This window comes from Herbiconiux dendrobii (genome assembly GCF_052048175.1).
GTDB lineage: Bacteria > Actinomycetota > Actinomycetes > Actinomycetales > Microbacteriaceae > Herbiconiux.
In genome coordinates this window covers 236,507-253,801 of record NZ_JBLZQV010000001.1, presented here as the reverse complement: position 1 = coordinate 253,801, position 17,295 = coordinate 236,507, and the positions used below count along the sequence as shown (strand labels likewise).

14 protein-coding genes and 1 pseudogene are annotated in these 17,295 nt (G+C 70.2%); 9 read left to right on the top strand and 6 right to left on the bottom strand.

Translation table 11 applies throughout. From position 1 onward, the window contains the following. Positions 1-53: 53 nt before the first annotated feature. Positions 54-1,364, bottom strand: a complete 1,311-nt coding sequence (locus ACN4JJ_RS01190; RefSeq protein ID WP_440708077.1) for a cell wall-binding repeat-containing protein — start codon at positions 1,362-1,364, stop codon at positions 54-56. Between the two features lie 176 nt (positions 1,365-1,540). On the opposite strand from ACN4JJ_RS01190, the pseudogene ACN4JJ_RS01185 reads away from it, so the two are divergent. After that, positions 1,541-2,005, top strand: a pseudogene (locus ACN4JJ_RS01185) (ribonuclease H family protein); the annotation flags it as partial. Positions 2,006-2,085: 80 nt separating this feature from the next. Here the strand turns inward: ACN4JJ_RS01185 and ACN4JJ_RS01180 are convergent. Together ACN4JJ_RS01180 and ACN4JJ_RS01175 are read right to left on the bottom strand one after the other, a co-directional pair. Further along, entirely contained in the window at positions 2,086-3,840 is a 1,755-nt protein-coding gene (locus ACN4JJ_RS01180; RefSeq protein WP_440708076.1) for a BCCT family transporter, read from the bottom strand. A gap of 61 nt (positions 3,841-3,901) precedes the next feature. Then, positions 3,902-4,870, bottom strand: coding sequence for a helix-turn-helix transcriptional regulator (locus ACN4JJ_RS01175; protein ID WP_440708075.1), 969 nt, complete (start codon positions 4,868-4,870; stop codon positions 3,902-3,904). 101 nt (positions 4,871-4,971) lie between these two features. Here ACN4JJ_RS01175 and ACN4JJ_RS01170 point away from each other — a divergent pair, with 101 nt between their 5' ends. Beyond that, positions 4,972-5,700, top strand: coding sequence for an SDR family NAD(P)-dependent oxidoreductase (locus tag ACN4JJ_RS01170; RefSeq protein WP_440708074.1), 729 nt, complete (start codon positions 4,972-4,974; stop codon positions 5,698-5,700). 129 nt (positions 5,701-5,829) lie between these two features. Here the strand turns inward: ACN4JJ_RS01170 and ACN4JJ_RS01165 are convergent, their stop codons facing one another. Beyond that, complete coding sequence (locus ACN4JJ_RS01165) at positions 5,830-6,828, bottom strand: SIS domain-containing protein (protein ID WP_440708073.1); 999 nt, start codon at positions 6,826-6,828, stop codon at positions 5,830-5,832. Beyond that, positions 6,798-8,120, bottom strand: coding sequence for a hypothetical protein (locus ACN4JJ_RS01160; RefSeq protein WP_440708072.1), 1,323 nt, complete (start codon positions 8,118-8,120; stop codon positions 6,798-6,800). The genes ACN4JJ_RS01165 and ACN4JJ_RS01160 overlap by 31 nt, the downstream gene beginning before the upstream one ends. Positions 8,121-8,284: 164 nt before the next feature. On the opposite strand from ACN4JJ_RS01160, the gene ACN4JJ_RS01155 reads away from it, so the two are divergent. The 4 genes from ACN4JJ_RS01155 to ACN4JJ_RS01140 are packed head-to-tail and all read left to right on the top strand — an operon-like array spanning position 8,285 to position 12,318. Further along, positions 8,285-9,358, top strand: coding sequence for a polyamine ABC transporter substrate-binding protein (locus ACN4JJ_RS01155; protein ID WP_440708071.1), 1,074 nt, complete (start codon positions 8,285-8,287; stop codon positions 9,356-9,358). A 59-nt stretch (positions 9,359-9,417) separates the two neighbouring features. Continuing rightward, positions 9,418-10,386: an ABC transporter permease gene (locus tag ACN4JJ_RS01150; protein WP_440708070.1), complete on the top strand. Its 969-nt coding sequence runs from the start codon at positions 9,418-9,420 to the stop codon at positions 10,384-10,386. Next, positions 10,379-11,149: an ABC transporter permease gene (locus tag ACN4JJ_RS01145; RefSeq protein WP_440708069.1), complete on the top strand. Its 771-nt coding sequence runs from the start codon at positions 10,379-10,381 to the stop codon at positions 11,147-11,149. Before ACN4JJ_RS01150 ends, ACN4JJ_RS01145 begins: the two co-directional genes overlap by 8 nt. Beyond that, complete coding sequence (locus ACN4JJ_RS01140; RefSeq protein WP_440708068.1) at positions 11,146-12,318, top strand: ABC transporter ATP-binding protein; 1,173 nt, start codon at positions 11,146-11,148, stop codon at positions 12,316-12,318. Before ACN4JJ_RS01145 ends, ACN4JJ_RS01140 begins: the two co-directional genes overlap by 4 nt. Here ACN4JJ_RS01140 and ACN4JJ_RS01135 read toward each other — a convergent pair. After that, positions 12,303-12,908 (bottom strand): TetR/AcrR family transcriptional regulator, encoded by a 606-nt coding sequence (locus tag ACN4JJ_RS01135; protein WP_440708067.1) that lies wholly within the window; start codon positions 12,906-12,908, stop codon positions 12,303-12,305. The two genes, ACN4JJ_RS01140 and ACN4JJ_RS01135, sit on opposite strands and share 16 nt — an antisense overlap. A gap of 149 nt (positions 12,909-13,057) precedes the next feature. On the opposite strand from ACN4JJ_RS01135, the gene ACN4JJ_RS01130 reads away from it, so the two are divergent. Genes ACN4JJ_RS01130 through ACN4JJ_RS01120 form a run of 3 tightly spaced genes read left to right on the top strand, consistent with a single transcriptional unit; the run spans position 13,058 to position 17,281 of the window. Beyond that, positions 13,058-14,377 (top strand): glycosyltransferase, encoded by a 1,320-nt coding sequence (locus ACN4JJ_RS01130; RefSeq protein WP_440708066.1) that lies wholly within the window; start codon positions 13,058-13,060, stop codon positions 14,375-14,377. After that, the gene (locus ACN4JJ_RS01125; RefSeq protein ID WP_440708065.1) at positions 14,374-15,792 is read left to right on the top strand and encodes an NAD(P)/FAD-dependent oxidoreductase; all 1,419 of its coding nucleotides are present in this window, start codon (positions 14,374-14,376) and stop codon (positions 15,790-15,792) included. Before ACN4JJ_RS01130 ends, ACN4JJ_RS01125 begins: the two co-directional genes overlap by 4 nt. A 31-nt stretch (positions 15,793-15,823) precedes the next feature. Beyond that, positions 15,824-17,281 carry an aminobutyraldehyde dehydrogenase gene (locus ACN4JJ_RS01120; protein WP_440708064.1) on the top strand — a complete coding sequence of 486 codons (1,458 nt, stop codon included), beginning with the start codon at positions 15,824-15,826 and terminating at the stop codon, positions 17,279-17,281. The last annotated feature ends 14 nt before the right edge of the window (positions 17,282-17,295 follow it).

Sequence of the window (17,295 nt, the reverse complement as noted above, 5' to 3'; positions counted from 1 at the left end):
CAGCGGATGGTGGGCGCGGTGACTCGGGAAGCCGGGCCCACCATCCGCGTGCTCTATTTCGCCAGGTAAGTGGCAAGCTCCGCCTCGACTCGCGTCGAAATGGAGTTCACTCCCCCGAGTACCACGATGCGGCCGGGCGTCAATCGAGCAAGCTGCGCGGCGACCGATGCAGGAATGGAGTCCTTGGACACCAGCAGCACGGGTGCCCCCCTGACGATGGCTGCGGGCGAACCGGACAGCGCATCCGGGAACACCTCGCCCGATGCGATGAACACGACCCTGTTCGGGTTGATGAACGCTCCGACGGCCGTGTTGGCCGAGACTTCGTAACGGTCAGCTCCGGCTGTGCGGGATGTGGGCGCAATTCCTTTGAGCTGCGCGACGACCGCATCTGAGACGGTGTTCGCGCCGCCTAGCACGATGATCTTCGGCGGCTTCAGACGCGCCAACTCGTCAGCGATGACCTTCGGGACCGAGTTCTTGCCGACCAGCAGCACCGGCGCCCGGTTGAGGCCGGCAGCGGCGGAGCCTGACAGTGCATCCGGGAACACCTCTCCAGACGCGACGTAGACGACCGGCAAGCCCGGAAGGAACGTCTTGGCAGATATCAGCGCAGAGACCTCGTATCGATCCGCCCCGTCGTACCGATCGACCGATTGCGCGAAGGCTCGAAGCTGAGTCTGCACACCCGCACTGATCGTATTGACACCTCCCAGCACGATGATCTTCTTGGGTGCCAGCCGGGTGAGCTCTTTCTGGATGGCGTCCGGCACCGTGTCCTTCGTCACCAAGAGCACGGGGCTGCCGAACAATCCGCTCGATCCGGCAGCCGAACCGGCAGAGAGCGCATCAGGAAAGACCTGACCCGACGCGACGTAGGCCACCTCGGTCTCTGGGGCGAAACGGGACGCCGAGATGGCGGCCGACTCGGCGAAGCGGTCGGATGCGCCGATTCGCTCGATGTGCGAAACCACATCGATCGTCACAGAGGCCTCGTTGGTGACGCAGCCGGCGCCGGCGCTGACGCAGTAGACGAAGTTGTCGAGGCCGACGAAGCCGAGATCGGGCGCGTAGGTGAATTGACCCGAGCTGTCGGGACCAGTGAGCTTGCCGTGCTTGGTCCTGGAAGAGACCGTGATCAGCCTTCCCGGAAAGTCGACATCGGTGTCGTTGGTGAGGATCCCTGCCCCGTCGTCTGTCGTGAACGGCTCCGCCGCACCGATCGAATACTCGTCCGCAGCGACCATCGGGGTGGCCGCGGACGCGGCAGTGGGAAAGACGAGCGCAGACAGTCCGACGGCCAGCGCCCCGCAGACTGCCGCAATCCGGACGCGTAGTCGATTCGAGTTCATGTCGGGGCTCACTTGCCCAGGCCGATGGCGGCCGAGATTCGGAGTCGCGCGGTACGGGTCGCAGCGATTCGGGAGAGGGTTGGTACGTGCATGAGCACACTCCTGACAGGTGAGATTGGGTCAGGTTAGTGTGACATATTCTCAGGAAAAGGGGAACGGGGGGTGAGGGCGGCGGTTAGGGTGGGACGGTGACCATCACCGCTTCCGCCGACGGCTCCGCTCTCGGCAACCCCGGACCGGCAGGCTGGGCCTGGTACATCGACGACCGCACCTGGGGCGCCGGCGGCTGGCCGCACGGCACCAACAACATGGGCGAGCTGAAGGCGGTGCTCGAGCTGTTCCGGGCCACCGCGCACATCGACGACGACCTGCACATCCTGTGCGACAGCCAGTACGTGATCAACACCGTGACCAAGTGGATGCCCGGCTGGAAGCGCAAGGGGTGGCGCAAGGGCGACGGCAAACCGGTGATGAACCTCGACCTGATCAAAGAGATCGACGAGGCGATCAAGGGCCGCCGCTACACCTTCGAATGGGTGAAGGGCCACGTCGGCCACGAGCTCAACGAGGCCGCGGATGCCCGTGCCCGAGGCGCCGCCGAGGCGTACCAGAAGGGGCGCACGCCCGACGCGGGTCCGGGATATCCGGGAGCCGTGGCATCCGTCGACACGCCGGAGAGCGGCTCACGGGAGACGGGAGCCGCGGCCCCCGTCTCGACCGAGACCACCCTCTTCTAGCGCCGCCGCCGCAACCACCGGGCAGCCCTCAGGCCGGTCTCGTTGGGCTCCTCGACCTCCAGCCCGTACCGCTCGCCCACCTCGGCGACGAACTGCGCACGCCGCGCCCGGTCGTACAGCCGCCGCTCGCGCTGGAACGCGATCACCGTCGACCAGCACATCAGCAGCATCACGATGCTGAACGGGAACGCGATGATGGTCGCGGCCGTCTGCAGGGCGGTGAGTCCGCCGGCAACAAGCAGCGCGATCGCGAGCACCGCCGTGGCGAGCGTGAAGAAGACGCGCACCCAGCGGGCGGGTTCGGGTGAACCGCCCGTCGCGATCATCCCCATCACCAGCGCGCCCGAATCGGCCGAGGTGATGAAGAAGACGGCGATCAGCACGATCGCCCCCACCGTCAGCACCGGCGTGGCCGGCAGGTTCTCGAAGAGGGTGAACAGCGCTCCCTGCTGATCGACGGTGCCGTCGGGCCGCAGCATGCTTCCCGGGGTCTGCAGCTCGGTGAACAGCGCCGATCCGCCGAGCACGGCGAACCACAGGATGCCCACCAGGGTCGGCACGATCAGCACGCCCATCACGAACTGGCGCACCGTGCGGCCCTTGCTCACGCGCGCGATGAACACGCCCACGAAGGGTGCCCAGGAGATCCACCATCCCCAGTAGAAGGAGGTCCAGGATGCCTGCCAGGCCTCGCCCTCGGCCCCCTGGAAGGCACTGACCGTGAAGCTCAGCCCCACGAAGTTCTGGATGTAGGCGCCGATCGACTGCACCCACTCACGCAGCAGGTACTCGCTCTGCCCCACGACCAGCACGAACACCAGCAGCGCGGCGGCCAGCAGCAGGTTGAACGTGGAGAGCCACTTCATACCGCGCGCCACGCCGGAGAGCACCGAGAACAGCACGAAGACGACGATCACCCCGATGATCGCGATGTTCACCAGCGTGGTCGGCTCCGGCAGCCCGGTGGCCTGCAGGCCCGCACCGATCTGCAGCACGCCGAGGCCGAGCGAGGTGGCGACGCCGAAGATCGTGCCGGCGAGCGCGATCGTGTCGATCGCGTTGCCCCACGCCCCGTGAACGCGCTTGCCGAGCAACGGCTCGAGCGCCCAGCGGATGGAGATCGGCCGGCGCCGGCGGTGGATGGCGTAGGCGAGCGCGAGCCCCACCACCACGTAGATCGCCCAGGCGTGCACGCCCCAGTGCAGGTAGGTCTGGGTGAGCGCCGACTGCGCGAGCTGAGCATCCGTTCCCGTGACGCCGGGGCGCGGGCTGACGTAGTGGCTGAGCGGCTCGCTCACACCATAGAACACCAGACCGATGCCCATCCCTGCCGCGAACAGCAGCGAGAACCAGGCGCCGATCGAGAACTCGGGCTCGTCGTCGTCTTTGCCGAGCTTGATGTCGCCGAAGCGGCTGAAGCCGAGGAACAGCGCGAACGCCACGAAGAACGCCGCGATCAGCACGTAGTACCAGTTGAACGTGCTGATGATGCCCGACTGGATGGCACCGAAGAACACCTCGGCGGCGTCGGGGAAGAGCACCGCGAAACCGCTGACCAGCAGTACGATCGACACCGCCGGCCAGAACACCCACGGCGCCACACGGCTGCCGGGTCTCGGATGCTCGGGTGCGGAACTCGCGGGTTCCGGATGCGCGGCCTTGCCGGATTCCGGGTCGCGGATGCCGTCAGCCGTGCGGTCTTCGGTGGTGTTCTGCTCGTCGGTGCGGTGGTCTGTCCTGATTTCGGGCATCGGACCAGCCTAGGCGGGATGAAGTCGATCTATCCTCAGCCGGCGGCTCCGGCCCGCGGCCTCAGGATCCGGCGCGCACGGCTGCGAGCGCCGACACCCGCAAGAAGTCGAGTTTCGCCGCCGCGTCGGAGCCGGCGGGCGCCGTGTACGCCACGATGCGCAGCTCGCTGCCGGCGGCGGTGAACACGTCGCAGTCGAGCTCGAGCTCGCCGACCACGTCGTTGTGCACGACCTTGCGCTCGGACTGGTGCTCGCCGACCGCGCCGCTGTTCCAGAGCTCGCGGAAGTCGGCGCTGCTCTGCACGAGCTCGGCGACGAGGGCGTTCACACCGCGATCGTCGGGGTACCGGCCGTGCACGCGCCGCAGGTCGGCCACGAGCGAGGCCCCGAACGCGTCGACGCTGCCCGAGCGGCGCACGATCTGCTCTCCGGAGCCCTCACCGAGCCTGGTCCCCGTGAAGAGCGCACGGATGAGGTTTGGGCGACCCGAGGCCGGCCGGCGGGGCTCGCCGAGCAGTGCCGCCCAGAGCGGGCTCCAGCTGAGCAGGTCCCAGGATGCGGTGAACACCGCCACAGGGATCTCGCCCAGCCGGGTCACCAGGCGCTGCACTCCGGGCGGGATGTGCGCGGGCACCTCGCCGGAGGACGGCGGCAGCAGGCCGGCGACCACGAAGAGGTGGTCGCGCTCGGTGTCGCTGAGCTGCAGCGCCCGGGCGAGCGAAGCGGCGACCTGGGCCGAGGGGTGGCGGGCCCGGCCCTGCTCGAGTCGCACGATGTAGTCGACGCTGAGGCCCGCGAGCGCCGCGAGCTCTTCGCGGCGGAGTCCGGCCGCCCGGCGTGCGTCGCCGGCCGGATAGCCGACGTCGTGCGGCGAGAGGCGGTCGCGCCAGGCCCGCAGCGAGGCGCCGAGGTCGCCCGGCGCGCTGTGCGCGCTCTGCCCGCTCTGCGTGCCCGGCCCGGTCTCCGCGCTCTGCCCGCTCTGCGTGCCCTGCGCGCTCTGTGCGCCGTGCGCATCCGTCGACCCGGTCATGTCGTCAGTCTGCCAGCGGCGGGGGCGTCCAGGGTGGTACTGGCAGTCCGCATGCTGAACCGGGCCAGGGCGAACGGATGCCGCCACCGCAGACTCGGAGCATGACAAGCATCGACACCCCCACCACCCCCTCCTCCCCCACCGTCACCCTGATCTCCGGTGGGAACCGCGGCCTCGGCCGCGAGACCGCCCGCCGCCTGATCGAGGCCGGCCACACCGTGTGGATCGGCGCCCGCGACGAGACCCGCGGGCGCGAGGCCGCCGAGGCGCTCGGCGCCCGCTTCGTGCAGCTCGACGTGACCGACGACGCCTCGGTCGCCTCCGCAGCCTCCACGATCGCCGCCGCGGGAGGCCTCGACGTGCTGATCAACAACGCCGGCATCCTCGGTTCGCACGCGCCCGCCGGCGAGCTCACCGCATCCGACGCCCTCGCGGTCTACGACACCAACGTGGTGAGCATCGTGCGCATGACCACCGCGTTCACTCCGCTGCTGCGTTCCTCGAGCGCACCCACGATCGTGAACGTGACCAGCGGGATGGGTTCCTTCGGCGCGGTGCTCGACGTCTCGCGGGTCGAGTCGACGATCGTGGCGCCGCTGTACCAGTCGTCGAAGGCCGCCGTGACGATGCTGACCGTGCAGTACGCGAAAGCGTTCCCGGAGTTCCGCGTCAATGCGGCCGATCCCGGCTACACGGCCACCGACTTCAACGGCCACAGCGGCCCGCAGACGGTGACCGAGGGAACGGATGCCGTGGTCGAGCTGGCCACCCGAGGCGGCGAGGGTCCGACCGGCACCTTCATCGACCGCGCGGGTGTCGCCCCCTTCTGACGCCACCGCACCCCTCCCGATCCGTCCCCGGGTCGATCGGTCGAGCACTCGTCCACAGGTTCTGTCATCCCATTCGGCCCGGAGGCTCGGAGGCTCGGAACCCTATCCTGTCGATCATGAGCAGATCTCTCAGCTGAGGTCGGCGCTCCAGCCGAAGCCGGGGTCGGCGGCGAACCACTCCGCCGCCAGCAGCTCCCCCACGAGCGTCTCGACGAGCACGGCCACCTCGGGCCGCTCGTCCCCCGGGTAGCGGATGGCGAGCGCCGCCTCGGTGGCGAGGGGCGTGGGGCCCACGGTCACGAGCGTGGCCGAACGCCCGCGGAGCCACTCGGCGGCCGGCTCGTCCCACGCCGAACCGGCGAACAGCAGAGCACGGTAGTCGAGCGTCTTCGAGAGGTAGACGTCGACGTGCGACCAATCCCCCGTCTCACTCGCGTAGGCCGGGCGCCGCGGCACCTCGCGCATCATCAGCGCCGACTGCTGCGCCGACGACAGACGTTCCACCGGCGCGAGCAGCCAGGTACCCTGTGGCCCGAGCAGCAGCCCGGTGGCCTGCTCGAGCCATCGAGGCGCTTGCTCGAGCAGAGCGGATGACGCGGTCGCACTCGCCCGGACGAGCTCAGGCAGCCCCGCCTCCTCCCCTCCGAGGATCGCCTCGAGCACGAGGAAGGTGTGCCGGAAGGTGCGGCACGACACCCCGCTCACCTCGACACCGGCGAGCAGTGGCACCACCACGTCGGAGGCCAGCGCGAGCGGCGAGGCAGTGTCGTTCGTGACCGCCACCAGCCGGCCGAGACCCCGGTAGGGCTCGACGGCGGCGAGCACCTCGGCACTCCGGCCCGTGGCCGAGACCGCGATCACCACGAGGTCGGCGGCGGCCGGCGGCAGAGCGGCCGTGCTGGCCAGTTCCACCACCACCGAACACCCACGGGCCCGAGCCGTGCGAGCCACGACGGCTGCGGCGTACGCGCTCGACCCCATGCCGAGCACCAGCACGCGGGTGCCGGGGGCCGCGGCGAGCGCCCGCGCCCGGCCGAGCCCGTCGATCCCGGCCTCGAAGGCATCGGCGAGCTCACGCAGCGAAGCCGGTATCTCGATCAGGTCGTCTCGGAAGCGGGCGGTGTCCATTCCTTCTCCTCGGCTCGGGTGTCAGGGTCGGCGGCGTCGGGCGCATAGCGGGCGGTGATGGCGCCGTCGGGCGCGTACTCCCATCGTGGGAGGTACCGGTGGGCGTAGGTGAGCTCGCGCGCGAACTGCTCCGCCTCGAGTGCGGGCAGGGCGCGTTCGTCGAGGAGCACCGCCGCCGGTGCTCCCTCGTCCGTCCCGGGTCGAGCGGCCTCGGCACGGTAGGCGGCGAGCAGCTGTGCGCGGGCGTCGGAGGCCCAGGCGAGCACCCGTGCGTCGCGCCGGCCGAGCCGCTTCTGCACCACGGAACCGACGAGGTCGACGGACACCAGCAGGTGCGCCACGTCGACGGCCGCGACGTCCACCATCCCGGTGCCCTGCCCCGGCCGTTCCGGATGCTGGGGGTCGCCGTCGAAGTCCACCACCGCGTAGCGCACGCGACCGTCGGCGTCCGTCGCCCGCAAGAACTGGCCGACGTGAAGGTCGCCGTGGATCGGGAACACCGCCCCGCCCACCCGCTCGGGCGCCGCCGCCACGATCGCGCGCAGCTGCGGAAGCCGCGCGTCGAGCCGCGCCCGCACCTCGCCGTCGACGGCGGCGAGCGCCGCGTCGAGCCGGCGTCCGATCCGCTCACGCAGCTCCGGGCCGGTGCTCGCCGAGCCGACGGCCGGCTCGTCGCCCGTAGGCCGGTCAGCGGACTCGGCATCCGCCGCCAGGCAGCGGTGCAGCTCGGCCGTCATCCGCCCGAGCACCGCCGGCCACTCCGGCCGTGCGCCCGCATCCGCCGGCCGCTCGGCATGCGGCGAGCCGCTCGACCCCGCCGGCCCGCCCGCATCCGCCCGCAGGAAGTGCAGCACGTCGTCGACGGCCCAGGTCCACCCGTCGGTGGCATCCGCCAGCAGCTCGGTCACGAGCGCCGCGCTCACCTCGCCCCGGCCGGGTACCGACCAGGGAACGAGTCCCACCAGGCGCGGGCTGAGCGCACTCCCCGCCGCGGCCAGCCGTTCGAGCTGCCGCACGGATCGCTCCGAGCCGCCCCAGACGAGCGGCACCTTCACGATCCAGCGCTCGTCGACCACCACGGACCAGTTGGTCATGTCGACACCGAGTGCCCGCTCCTCGCCCCGGAAGGAGGGGGGAAGACCCGTGGGTGACTCGCTCAGCGCGAGTCGCACGAGATCGGCCCCCACGCCGTCGCCCGCCATCGCCGGCACACCGTCGCCGCGTCTCACCGCGATGACGCCATCGTCGCCGAGGCGCAGTGCCCCCCGCGTCGTGCTCAGCTCTGGTGCCACCGTCCCACCGTACCGATTCCTTGAATTGCAATTCGAATAATTATGAAAATTCCGTGTCACAGCCTGCGAACGGGCATTGTCATTCGTTACTGCGTGGTGCAACAATCGGCCAACCCAAGTTCTTGCTCGCCCACCCAGGAGGCACAGTGCGTTTCACCAAATCCGTGGCAATACTCGCAGGAGCGACGGTGACGGCGCTCGCGCTGACGTCGTGCGCCGGCGCATCCAATGACGCGATCGATCCCGAAGCCGACATCACGGAGCAGAGCCTCACGGTGAGCATCTGGGCCGACTACTACCCCGAGACGCTGGCGGAGGACTTCGAGAAGGCCACCGGCGTCCCGGTCACGATCGTCAACCACGCCACCAACGAGGAGGTCGTCGCCAAGCTCACCGCGAGCGCCGACCCCGGGATCGACGTGGCCTTCGTCTCCGGCCAGTACGCCCAGGCGCTCAACGAGGCCGGCCTGCTGCAGGAGCTCGACAAGAGCCTCATCCCGAACGAGGCCAACCTCTACCCCGAGGCCCTCGAGCTGGCCTACGACGAGGGCAACAATTACTCCGAGCCTTACGCCTGGGGCACCACGGGCCTGTGCTACCGCCCCGACCTCACCGGATTCGCCCCCACCTCGTGGAACGACCTGCTGAACCCGGTTCCCGCCCTCGAGGGCAAGACCACCATGCTCTCGACCGAGCGCTGGATGGCGCTGCCCGCCCTCAAGATGCTCGGCGAGTCGGTGAACTCCGAAGACCCCGCCGTGCTGGAGAAGGTGAAGGAGCAGATGCTGAAGACGAAGGACACGCTGCTGGCCTTCGACGACACCACCTTCTACAGCAAACTCGTCTCCGGTGAGGCCGCGATGGTGGAGGCGTGGGACGGCTGGTGCAACTACGCCATCGCCGAAGACCCCACCGTGCAGTTCGTGCTTCCCGAGGAGGGCAGCGACCTCTGGGTCGACACGATGACGGTGCTCAAGTCGTCGAAGAACAAGGAGGCCGCGATGGCCTTCGTCAACTACATCCTCGAGGCCGACGTGCAGTCGTACGTGGCGTCGAGCATCCTCTACGCCGTGCCCAACAAGGCCGCCGTGGAGTCGCTCGACCCCGCTCTGGTGGAGCAGTTCCCGAACCTCGCCATCGACCCGGCCACCCTGCTCGAGCAGGAGACCGTCGTCGATGTGGGCCAGTTCGGCACCGAGTACACCCGCCTCGCCACCGAGATCATGGCCGCCGGCTGAGGCCGGTCGCCCCACCTCCCCGGCATCCGTCACCGCACCCGAACGGCACCACGCACAGCATGACCGCCCCACCCACCGCCGCCCCCGCCACGCGGCCACCCGCCCCCTCCGTCGCACGGCCCCACGCTGTGCGGCGGAGGCCCAGGGGGCGGCTGGCGGCGCTTCCGTTCCTCGGCCCCGGCAGCCTCTACATCGCTCTGCTGGTGTTCGTGCCGGTGCTGCTGATCACCGCCTACTCGTTCTTCGAGCGGGGCCGCTTCGGCGGGGTGGTGTCCACCTTCACGCTCGAGAACTTCGCGCGCCTGTTCGATCCGCTCTACCTCGGTGTGGTGGCGAACTCGCTCGGCATCGCGGCGGTCGTCACCGCCCTCGCGCTGCTGATCGGCTACCCGACCGCGCTGATGATCACGAGACTCAGCCCGAAGTGGCGCACGATCGCGCTGATCGCCGTGCTGCTGCCGTTCTGGACCAACTTCCTGATCCGCACCTACGCCTGGATCCTGCTGCTGAACAACGCCGGCTGGATCAACCAGGCCCTGCAGGCCCTCGGCATCACGCAGGAGCCCGTCTCGATGCTCTACACGCCGCAAGCCGTGGTGGTGGGGCTTCTCTACATGTACCTGCCGCTGATGATCCTGCCGCTCTACTCCTCGCTCTCCAGCCAGGACGCCCAGCTCGGTGAGGCGGCCACGAACCTCGGGGCGAGCCCGTTCCGGGTGTTCCGCACCGTCACCGTGCCGCTCTCGATCCCCGGCATCCTCACCGGCTGCGTGTTCGTGTTCGTGCCGGCGATGAGCAATTTCGTGATCCCCGAGCTGATCGGCGGCGGCAAGACGGTACTGATCGGCAACCTCATCCGCGACCAGTTCCTGAAGGCCAGGGACTGGCCGTTCGGCGCCGCCCTGGCCCTGGTGCTCACGATCTCACTGCTGTTGCTCCTGCTCCTGCAGGCCCGACTCTCCAAGCGCCTCACCGACGGCAAGCGCGAGAAGACCAGTGCAGCGAAGGGGGTGGCGACGGATGCGTAGATCGCGTCTCATCCGCATCCCCTTCTGGTTGACGTTCGTCTTCCTCTATCTGCCGATCGTCGTGGTCGTCATCCTGTCGTTCAACGACTCCTCGAACCTCTTCGTCTGGCGGGGTTTCACCCTCGACTGGTACGGCGAGCTGTTCCGCGACGAGGCGATCCTCGAAGGGCTGGTGAACACGCTGATCGTGGCCACCGGCTCCACCGCCATCGCCACCGTGCTCGGCACCCTGCTCGCCGTCGGCATTCAGCGCTACACGAAGGGCGGTCTCGTGCGGGCCTTCGCCCTCACGCCCGCCCTGCTGCCCGACCTGCTGCTCGGCATCGGCATCCTGAGCGTGTTCTCGCTGCTGGGCTTCAGCCTCGGGCTCTACTCGGTGCTGCTCTCGCACGCGGCCTTCTCGATCGCCTTCGTCACGGCGATCGTGCTGGCGCGGCTCGCACACCTCGACCCGAGCCTCGAGGAGGCCTCGCGCGACCTCGGCGCGGGCCCCGTGCGCACCTTCGCCCGGGTGACCCTGCCGCAGCTCGCGCCGGGCATCGTGGCCGGCGCGCTGCTCAGCTTCACCCTCTCGATCGACGAGTTCGTGATCGCGTTCTTCACCGCGGCGCCCACCACGCCCACACTGCCGATCGTCATCTACTCGATGGTTCGGTTCGGTGTGACGCCCGAGATCAACGCGCTCGCCACCGTCCTCCTCTTCGTCAGCGTGGTCGCCGTCCTCGGCGCGCAGCGCCTCAGCAAAGTCACGGAAGCACTATGACCGCCGAAAACCAGACCACGGCCTCGACGTCTCCCCTGCTCGAGATCAGGGATGTCAGTCACTCCTACGGCTCCGTGCAGGCCCTGCGCGACATCGACCTCACCATCGCCGACAACGAGTTCTTCGCCCTGCTCGGCCCCTCCGGCTGCGGCAAGACCACGCTGCTGCGCTCGATCGCCGGCTTCGAGACGCCCACCTCGGGCGAGGTACTGCTCGACGGCGCCGACCTCACGGCCCTGCCGGCGCACAAGCGGCCGGTGAACATGATGTTCCAGTCGTACGCCCTGTTCCCCCACCTCAGCGTGGAGAAGAACGTCGCCTACGGGCTCGAGGCGCAGGGGCTGCCGAAGGCCGAGATCCGCCGCCGGGTGGGCGAGACCATCGACACGGTGGGGCTCGGCACCTTCGCCAAGCGACGCCCCGCCCAGCTCTCCGGCGGCCAGCGCCAGCGCGTGGCGCTCGCCCGCGCCATCGTGAAGCGCCCCCGCCTGCTGCTGCTCGACGAGCCGCTCTCGGCGCTCGACCGCAAGGTGCGCGCCGACATGCAGCTCGAGCTGAAGCGTCTGCAGCACGAGGTGGGCATGACCTTCGTAGTGGTCACCCACGACCAGGAGGAGGCCATGTCGATGGCCGACCGCGTGGCCGTGCTGAACAACGGCTCGGTGGAGCAGCTCGACACCCCCGTGGGGCTCTACTCCACGCCGCGCACCCGCTTCGTGGCCGACTTCATCGGCTCGTCGAGCCTGTTCGACGGCACGGCCGTGCCGGGCGGGGTCGACGTGCCGGGCCTGCGCGTGCTGACGGCGCCGCATCCGTTCTCCACCGGCACCCCGGTGACGCTGGTGGTGCGGCCCGAAGACGTGAACCTGGTGCCCGCGGGCACCGGCGTTCTCGACGGCACCGTGATCGACACCTACTTCCTCGGTGGCTCCTCCACGGTGTCGGTGGCGGTTCCCGGCCGTGCCCTGCCGATCGGATGCACGGTGCACGCCACGAGCGCGGCCCGCCGCGGCGACGTGGTGGGCCTCCGCATCGACCACGCCCGCTCGGTGGTGGTGCTCGACGACCGGGTGCCGGCATCCGGAACCGGCGACGGCGCGGACCACGCCCCGGCCGGCGGCGGCTCGGCCGGAGCAGCCTCCGCCGAACCCGCTCAGGCCAGCGCGTGACCGGTGGACTGGCGGGCGTACTCCACGATCAGCGCGCGGGCACCGGCGTGATCGATGGTGGGATGCCGGGCCACCATGCGGTAGCCGTAGGCGTCTTCGAGCGCCACGAGGTTGCGGGCGATGGCGAGCGACGACGCGGTGAGGGTGAAGACTCCGCGCGCCGCGCCCTGCTCGAGCACGATCTGGTACATGCCCACCTGGCGGTCGTAGAGGGCGGTGAGCAGGGTGGCCATCACCGGGTTGCGGCCGGCCGAGCCGCCCAGCTCACAGAGCAGCCGCACCTCGGGGTCGGCCCAGTCGGCGGGCAGGCCGGAGTCGATCAGGCGCACGAGTCGCAGCACCGGGTCGTCGTCGAGGCTCTCCAGCATGCGCACGCGGTCTTCGTAGAAGCGCTCCATGCCGGCCCGGTTGGCCTCCATCACGAGCTCGTCGATGTCGGGGTAGTAGTAGAGCACGGCGCCGCTCGTGAGCCCGGCCTCCTCGGCCACGCGGTTGAGTCGGGCTCCGTCGGGCCCGTGCTGGGCGATCGTGCGCTGGGCGGCCGCCACGATCTCGCTGCGGCGCTGCTCCTGTCGCTTCGGTCGAGCCACGGGCACCTCTCTCCCCGCCTCCGGGCGGACTCCGACCGTACTTTCAGATCGCATTCAATGTTACGGCCGCGAAACTCTCCATCGCGTGCGACGCGGCATCCTCTTTCTTTCACCATTCATTCAAAGAACCACCTTCCTGGAGCGACATCATGAGCGGCGGACAGCGCACCTTCCTCTTCATGCCGGAGAGTGCCTACGGGCCCACCAACAACTGCATCGGCATCGGCAACGAGCTGCTGCGCCGCGGGCACCGCGTGGTGTTCGCGGCCGAGGCCTCGTGGGCCGGCAAGCTCGAGGCGCTGGGTTTCAAGGAGGACCTCGTGGAGCTCGCTCCCCCGGCCGAGGCCGACGCCGAGGGGGATGCCGAGCCCGACGCCGGCGCGTTCTGGAAGGACTACATCCGCGAGATCTCGCCCGAGTTCGCCAAGTCGACCGAAGCCCAGCTGGAGAGCGTCATCCGCCCGATCTGGGAGGAGCTGATCGAGGGCGCCAAGTACAGCGAGCCGGCTCTCAAGGCCATCATCGAGCGCACGAGGCCCGACGTGATCGTGGAGGACAACGTGCTGCTGTTCCCCGCCCTCGCCACCGCCGGCGTGCCGTTCGTGCGGATCGTCTCCTGCAACCCGCTCGAGGTGCCCGGAGCATCCGTCGCCCCCGCCTTCTCGGGGCTGGCCGAAGACGACGAGGAGGGGCGGGCGAGCTTCCGGGCCGAGTACGACCGCACCCACCGCGCGCTCTGGAGCGAGTTCGACGCCTGGGTGCAGCAGAACGGAGCCGCCGCGCTGCCCGAGCTCGAGTTCCTGCCGGCCGCTGACCTCAACCTCTACGTCTTCCCCGAGGAGCTCGACTACACCGACGCCCGGCCGCTCGATGCGAGCTGGCACCGCCTCGACTCCTCGGTGCGCGAGACGGATGCGCCGGCCGGCATCCCGGAGACCTTCCTCGCCGACGCCGCGAGCGGTGCGCGCCCCCTCGTCTACTTCAGCCTCGGCTCGCTCGGCAGCGCCGACGTCTCGCTGATGCGGCGCGTGATCGGCGTGCTCGCCGGGCTGCCCTACAACGTGATCGTGTCGAAGGGCCCGCTGCACGAGGAGATCGAGCTCGCGGCGAACATGTGGGGCGCCGAGTTCCTGCCGCAGACCTCGATAATCCCCGCCGTCGACCTCGTGATCACGCACGGCGGCAACAACACCGTCACCGAGGCGTTGCACTTCGGCAAGCCGATGATCCTGCTGCCGCTGTTCTGGGATCAGTACGACAACGCCCAGCGGGTGCACGAGCGCGGTCTCGGCCGGCGCCTGCCCACGTACTCGTTCACCGACGAGGAGCTCGCCGGCGCGCTCGACGAGCTGCTCTCCGACACGGAGCTGCGCGCGCGGATCGCGACGATCGGCGAGGGCATCCGCGCGCGCGACGGTCTACGCAAGGCCGCCGACCTGATCGAGGCCGCTGCGGAGGCCCGAGCATGACGCTCTCCACCGGATCCTCGCCCGCCGTCGCCCGGGCCCTCGCCGACGCCCGCCCCACCGCGTTCTGGACCGACCAGCCCGGCGCCCCGGAGCCCGGCGAGCCCGTCGCGGCCGACACAACCGCCGACCTCGTGATCGTGGGCGGCGGCTTCACCGGCCTCTGGTCGGCCTGGCGCGCGCTCGACCGCGACCCCGGGCTGGACGTGCTGGTGCTCGAGGCCGAGCACGTCGGATTCGGCGCCAGCGGCCGCAACGGCGGCTTCATCAGCTCATCCCTCACCCATGGCATCGCGCACGGGAGCCACCTCTGGCCGGGCGACCTCGACGCGCTGCACGCCGAGGGCGAGCAGAACCTGACAGATCTGGTGGCCCAGGTGACGGCTGCCGGGATCGACTGCGATCTGCAGACCGTGGGCAAGACCTCGATCGCGGTGGAGCCCTGGCAGGTCGACGCCCTCGGCGAGGCGGCCGAGCTGGCCCGCTCCTTCGGCGAGGACGTGGAGTACCAGGACGCCGCTGCCGTTCAGGCCGACGTGCACTCGGCCTCCTTCCTCGCCGGGCTCCGTGCCCGCGGCGGCACCGCGATGGTCGACCCGGCCAAGCTGGCCTGGGGCATGGCCCGGGTGCTGCGCGAGCGCGGCGCGCGGATCGCCGAGGGCAGCCCCGTGGCCTCGTTCGAGAAGTCGGGTGGCGGCATCCGGATGCGCGTGAACGGCCACACGGTCCACGCACGCCAGGCCGTGGTCGCCACCGCCGCCTACCCCTCGCCACTCAAGCGGCTGCGCACCTGGATCATGCCGCTCTACGACCACGTGCTGATGACGGAACCGCTGAGCGCGGCGCAGCTCGCCTCGATCGGCTGGAACGACCGGCAGGGGCTGACGGATGCCGGCAACCAGTTCCACTACTTCCGCCTCTCGGCCGACGACCGCATCCTCTGGGGCGGCTGGGACGCGCTCTACTACCGGGGCGGCCGGGTGAGTCCCGCGCTCGAGCAGAACGACTCCTCGCACGAACTGCTGGCCCGGCAGTTCTTCGAGACCTTCCCGCAGCTCGCCGAGCTGAGGTTCACCCACCGCTGGGCGGGACCGATCGACTCCACCACCCGCTTCACAGCGGCCTACGGCACGGCCTTCGGCGGCGACCTCGCCTACGCCGCCGGGCACACCGGCCTCGGGGTGGGAGCCGCGCGGTTCTCAGCCGACGTGGCGCTCGACCTGCTCGCGGGCGAGCCGACCTCGCGCACCCGCTACGAGATCGTGCGCAAGCGGCCGTTCCCGATCCCGCCGGAGCCGTTCCGCAACCCGATCGTGCAGTTCACCCGCTCGCGGATGATCGCGGCCGACGACAACGCCGGCCGGCGCGGGCTGTGGCTGCGCACCCTCGACCGCTTCGGCCTCGGCTTCAACTCCTGATCACAGAACTCGCAACAGAAACAGGCACACCATGACCTCAGGCACCTTCATCGGCAACGAGTACCGCACCGGCTCGGGTGACACCGTCGACCTGATCGATCCGGCCACCGGTTCGGCCGTCTCCGAGATCACCCAGTCGAGCCCCGCCGACGTCGACGAGGCCGTCGCCGCGTCCCGCGCCGCGGCCGCCGGCTGGGCCGGCCAGACCCCGGGCGCGCGGGCGCGCGTGCTGCTGAAGCTCGCGGATGCGCTCGAGGAGCACGCGCCGGAGCTGGCCGAGATCGAGACCCGCGAGTCGGGCAAGCCCTACCTCACCGGCCTCGACGGCGAGATCCCTTTCGCCGCCGACAACCTGCGCTTCTTCGCCGGGGCCGCCCGATCGCTCGACGGCACCGGCGCCGGGGTGTTCAGCGAGGGCTTCACCTCGGTGCTGACCCGCCGCCCGGTGGGCGTCGTGGCCGGCATCACGCCGTGGAACTTCCCGCTGATCATGGCCGTGTGGAAAGCGGGCCCGGCTCTCGCCGCCGGCAACAGCGTCATCCTGAAACCCGCCCCGCCCACCCCGGGCACCACGCTGCGGCTGGCCGAGCTGGCGGCCGAGTGCGGTCTGCCCGCCGGCGTTCTCAACGTGGTCACCGGCCTGGCCGACGTGGGCGGTGCCCTCGCCGGGCACGCCGGCGTCGACATGGTGAGCGTCACCGGCTCCACCACCACCGGCAAGGCCGTGATGCGCGGCGCGGTCGACGGCGTGAAGCGGGTGCACCTCGAGCTCGGCGGCAAGGCCCCGGCCCTGGTGTTCGCCGACGCCGACATCGCTCCCATGGCGCACGCGCTCGCGCTCGGCTCCACCTACAACACCGGCCAAGACTGCACGGCCGCTACCCGCGTCTACATCCAGCGCGAGCGCTTCGACGACGCCGTGGCCGCCCTCCGCGAGGCGCTGGCCGGCATCTGCGTGGGCGACCCGATGGACGCGGGAACGGATGTCGGCCCGCTGATCTCCCTCCCGCACCGCGACCGGGTGCACGGCTTCGTCACCCGCGCCGTCGCCGAGGGCGCCGAGGTGGTGGTGGGCGGACAGCCGCTCGACCGCGAAGGCGCGTTCTACCCGCCCACCCTGATCGTGGGAGCCCCGCAGCACTCCGAGATCGTGCAGGGCGAGGTGTTCGGGCCCGTGCTCGTGGCGCTGCCCTTCGACAGCGAGGACGACGCCGTGCGGCTCGCCAACGACAGCGCCTACGGGCTGGCCTCCTCGGTCTGGACCGACGATGTCGCCCGGGCCATCCGGGTGAGCCACCAGCTCGACGTGGGGGTGACCTGGGTGAACGACCACCTGCCGATCGCCTCCGAGGCCCCGCACGGCGGCGTCAAGGGTTCCGGTTTCGGCAAGGACATGAGCATCGAGCCCCTGCTCGACTACTCCGTCACCCGCCACCTGATGATCCGTCACGCGGCCCCGCCGGAGACCACGGGCTATCGCCCCGCCTGACCTCGGGCGGAGGC

Bases quoted from the DNA above. Each gene is read 5' to 3' on its own strand.
- ACN4JJ_RS01180 (WP_440708076.1), bottom strand. From the start codon at position 3,840: ATGCCCGAAATCAGGACAGACCACCGCACCGACGAGCAGAACACCACC.
- ACN4JJ_RS01175 (WP_440708075.1), bottom strand. From the start codon at position 4,870: ATGACCGGGTCGACGGATGCGCACGGCGCACAGAGCGCGCAGGGCACG.
- ACN4JJ_RS01170 (WP_440708074.1), top strand. From the start codon at position 4,972: ATGACAAGCATCGACACCCCCACCACCCCCTCCTCCCCCACCGTCACC.
- ACN4JJ_RS01165 (WP_440708073.1), bottom strand. From the start codon at position 6,828: ATGGACACCGCCCGCTTCCGAGACGACCTGATCGAGATACCGGCTTCG.
- ACN4JJ_RS01150 (WP_440708070.1), top strand. From the start codon at position 9,418: ATGACCGCCCCACCCACCGCCGCCCCCGCCACGCGGCCACCCGCCCCC.
- ACN4JJ_RS01145 (WP_440708069.1), top strand. From the start codon at position 10,379: ATGCGTAGATCGCGTCTCATCCGCATCCCCTTCTGGTTGACGTTCGTC.
- ACN4JJ_RS01140 (WP_440708068.1), top strand. From the start codon at position 11,146: ATGACCGCCGAAAACCAGACCACGGCCTCGACGTCTCCCCTGCTCGAG.
- ACN4JJ_RS01130 (WP_440708066.1), top strand. From the start codon at position 13,058: ATGAGCGGCGGACAGCGCACCTTCCTCTTCATGCCGGAGAGTGCCTAC.
- ACN4JJ_RS01125 (WP_440708065.1), top strand. From the start codon at position 14,374: ATGACGCTCTCCACCGGATCCTCGCCCGCCGTCGCCCGGGCCCTCGCC.
- ACN4JJ_RS01120 (WP_440708064.1), top strand. From the start codon at position 15,824: ATGACCTCAGGCACCTTCATCGGCAACGAGTACCGCACCGGCTCGGGT.